This is a genomic window from Pelosinus sp. sgz500959 (assembly GCF_042610375.1).
Lineage (GTDB): Bacteria > Bacillota > Negativicutes > DSM-13327 > DSM-13327 > CTSoil-075.
Map to the genome: position 1 here is coordinate 1 of NZ_JBGJZL010000034.1, position 3,803 is coordinate 3,803.

The 3,803-nt window shown below is 37.1% G+C and carries 4 protein-coding genes; all 4 read left to right on the top strand.

Features of this window, described 5'->3' with window-relative positions; genetic code table 11:
• A partial coding sequence (locus ACAN52_RS21745) for a flagellar hook-length control protein FliK (protein WP_378957233.1) occupies positions 1–2,510 on the top strand: 2,510 nt, incomplete at its 5' end.
• A 14-nt stretch (positions 2,511–2,524) separates the two neighbouring features.
• Entirely contained in the window at positions 2,525–3,139 is a 615-nt protein-coding gene (locus ACAN52_RS21750) for a flagellar hook capping FlgD N-terminal domain-containing protein (RefSeq protein ID WP_378957235.1), read from the top strand.
• A 26-nt stretch (positions 3,140–3,165) separates the two neighbouring features.
• The gene (locus ACAN52_RS21755) at positions 3,166–3,564 is read left to right on the top strand and encodes a TIGR02530 family flagellar biosynthesis protein (protein ID WP_378957236.1); all 399 of its coding nucleotides are present in this window, start codon (positions 3,166–3,168) and stop codon (positions 3,562–3,564) included.
• 87 nt (positions 3,565–3,651) lie between these two features.
• On the top strand, positions 3,652–3,803 hold a 152-nt coding region (locus tag ACAN52_RS21760; RefSeq protein ID WP_378957237.1), incomplete at its 3' end, for a flagellar hook-basal body complex protein.

Genomic DNA, 3,803 nt, shown 5'->3' on the forward strand with positions numbered 1-3,803 from the left:
CGAATGTAGTGCAACCTCAATTGGGCAATGTCATACCGAATGTAGCGCAATCTAAAATGGACAATGTCATACCGAATGTAGTGCAACCTCAATTGGGCAATGTCATACCGAATGTAGCGCAATCTCAATTGAACAATGTCACACCAAACGTAGTGCAACCTCAATTGGACAATGTCATACCGAATGTAGCGCAATCTAAAATGGACAATGTTATACCGAATGTAGCGCAATTTAAATTGGGCAATGTCATACGGAATGTAGCGCAATCTAAAATGGACAATGTCATACCAAATGTAGCGCAATCTCAGTTGGACAATGTCATACCGAATGTAGTGCAACCTCAATTGGGCAATGTCACACCGAATGTAGCGCAATCTAAAATGAACAATGTCATACCAAATGTAGCGCAATCTCAATTGAACAATATCACACCAAACGTAGCGCAATCTAAATTAAACAATGTCACACCAAATGTAGCGCAATCTAAAATGGACAATGTCATACCGAATGTAGCGCAATCTAAAATGGACAATGTCATACCAAATGTAGCGCAATCTAAAATGGACAATGTCATACCGAATGTAGCGCAATCTAAAATGGACAATGTCATACCGAACGTAGTGCAACCTCAATTGGGCAATGTCATACCGAACGTAGTGCAACCTCAATTGGGCAATGTCATACCGAATGTAGTGCAACCTCAATTGAACAATGTCATACGGAATGTAGTGCAATCTCAATTGGACAATGTCATACCAAACGTAGTGCAACCTCAATTGGACAATGTCATACCAAACGTAGTGCAACCTCAATTGGACAATGTCATACCGAATGTAGTGCAACCTCAATTGGGCAATGTCATACCGAATGTAGCGCAATCTAAAATGGACAATGTCATACCGAACGTAGTGCAACCTCAATTGGGCAATGTCATACCGAATGTAGTGCAATCTCAATTGAACAATATCACACTAAACGTAGTGCAACCTCAATTGGGCAATGTCATACCGAATGTAGTGCAATCTCAATTGGACAATGTCATACCAAACGTAGTGCAACCTCAATTGGGCAATGTCATACCGAATGTAGTGCAACCTCAATTGGACAATGTCATACCAAACGTAGTGCAACCTCAATTGGGCAATGTCATACCGAATGTAGTGCAATCTCAATTGAACAATGTCATACCAAACGTAGTGCAACCTCAATTGAACAATGTCATACCAAACGTAGTGCAATCTCAATTGAACAATGTCATACCAAACGTAGTGCAATCTCAATTGGACAATGTCATACCAAACGTAGTGCAACCTCAATTGGACAATGTCATACCAAACGTAGTGCAACCTCAATTGGACAATGTCATACCAAACGTAGTGCAGTCACAATTGAATGATGTAAATACGAACGTAGTACAATCTCAATTGAATAATATTACATCGAATCTGATGCAACCTCAATTGATAAATCTAGCATTAACTAGTGGTATGAATACGTCTTCAAATCAATTAGCATCATTATTAGGGAAAAAGACGGATGCTAATTTGAAGGTAGATAATAACAAACTTAGTGCCTTTGCACAACTACAAGCTCAAGCCCAAATGCAGAGTAAGCCCATTTTGGAGCAAGTGCAAATAAAAGAGAACCTGAAAATCAATGATGATTGTTTGACAAATGAGACCATTGTATCAAATATAGGCGCTACGATTACTTCTAATGGTAACTCAAATGCTTTTGGAAAGAAAAATAGTAAACAATTTGATGGCAACAAGATAGTCAATAACACGATCAATGTTCAAAAAGCTGAAGAGACAAATAAAATTGGAATGTTTGATTTTGCTAATACCAAATCGATAGTGGCACCTCAGGTAGCGGTCACTGCTGTTGAAACCTTTGTGAGTGAAAATAAAGGGGAACTCGCCATCGTAGAGGGTGGAGAAGAACAGTTTAATGTGAATAAACTGTTACCAAAGGAACCAACAATAAATTCTGATGTGTTTGCTAGTTTGTTAAATCAACAGGGGATCATAAATGAAAATCAAACAAAGGAAGTGACAACACAAGGATTATCTCAATCGACATTTGATCCTTATGACATTACTTCTCAAATTGTTGATCAAGTTCATTTGGTTGAAGGACAAAAAAATACGGAAATGATCATTCATCTCAAACCTGAGCATTTAGGAGAATTAACATTTAAAATAACTGTTGAAAATGGTATCGTTAGTGCTAGGTTCCACTCCGATAATAATGAAGTTCGTAACATGATTGAATCGTCTTTATCTCAATTGAAACAAGACATGTCTAATCAAGGTTTAAAAATTGATAGTGTAGGAGTATATGCTGGTTTAGGAGAATTCTTTTCTAATGGACAACAATCTAGAGGTCATCAGCAATCTACAGCAAAAGTTCAAAACAAAAAGAAAGAAGAAGAGTTTCTTGATTTTTTTGAGACAACGGACTCTGTTAAACGAGTGCTAGGTGAAACTGGAGTTGATTACCGCGCATAACAAAGGAGGAGTACATGATGACGACTGTAAATAACACTACTGGAACTACAAATGTATCGAATACGTCCAGTAAGGCAACAAGTGATAATAGTTTAGGTAAAGATGATTTCCTGAAACTACTTGTTACTCAATTACAAAATCAAGATCCTTTAAAACCTATGGATGATACATCTTTTATCGCTCAAATGGCTCAATTTTCTAGTTTGGAACAAATGCAAAATATGAATTCAACAACTCTTGCGACTCAAGCCAATGGAATGATTGGTGATACCGTGACATGGACGAATAATAAGAATGAAGTATTTGATGGTGTTGTCAAGGGTGTAAGTATTGTTTCTGGAAAGTCAAAATTAATTGTTGATGTCGATGCGATCACATATAATAGTTTTATGCCTACGAGTACGACTGACTTAGTCAATAAAAAAGTTAGTTGGCTTGATAGTGATAATATCGCACATACTGGGATCATTACAAAAGCAGAAACTGCTAATGGGGCGCTTACTTTGACTGCATCAAGTGTAGATGCGAGTGGAAAAACAACAAGCAGTACCTTTGATTCGAAGAAAGTTACGAGTTTGACTGTTTCGCAAATCGTCGAGGTGGGTAGTGTTAATACTGTACAACGCTAATAGGTACACCAGGAGGTTGGGTGACTATGATTGATCATCGTATTTACTATCCACAGCAATCCATCGTTCCTGTTAATAAGGCGAATGATAATTTAGTACAGGACTTAAACAATAAGGCAAAAAATAATAGCACAACATTTGCTCAAATGTTCGCTAAAGAATTGAACGGTGTACAATTTTCTCAACATGCACTACAACGTTTACAAGCCCGTAATATTAAGCTTGAGGAAGCAGATTTAACAAAACTCAATAATGCCGTCGAAAAAGCTGCTGAAAAAGGCGCTAAAGATTCGTTGGTTTTAATGAATGGCAATAATTTGGCTTTAGTTGTAAGCATAAAAAATAAAACAGTTATTACGGCTCTGGATAGTGTAAGTATGAAAGATAATATTTTTACCAATATTGATAGTGCGGTAATTATATAAGGCTGGACCTTACGAGGAAGCCTTAAACTGCTGATTGATTGATGCAGTTTGTAAGAAAAATAAAAAAAGTGAGGTAATGTAATCATGATGCGTTCCCTATATTCGGCTTTTTCTGGGTTGCAAAATCATCAAACTCGTATGGATGTAATCGGTAATAATATCGCTAACGTAAATACAGTTGGTTTTAAAGCGAGTCGTGTTAAATTTCAAGATGTTTTTAGCCAAACGATGCAAGGGGC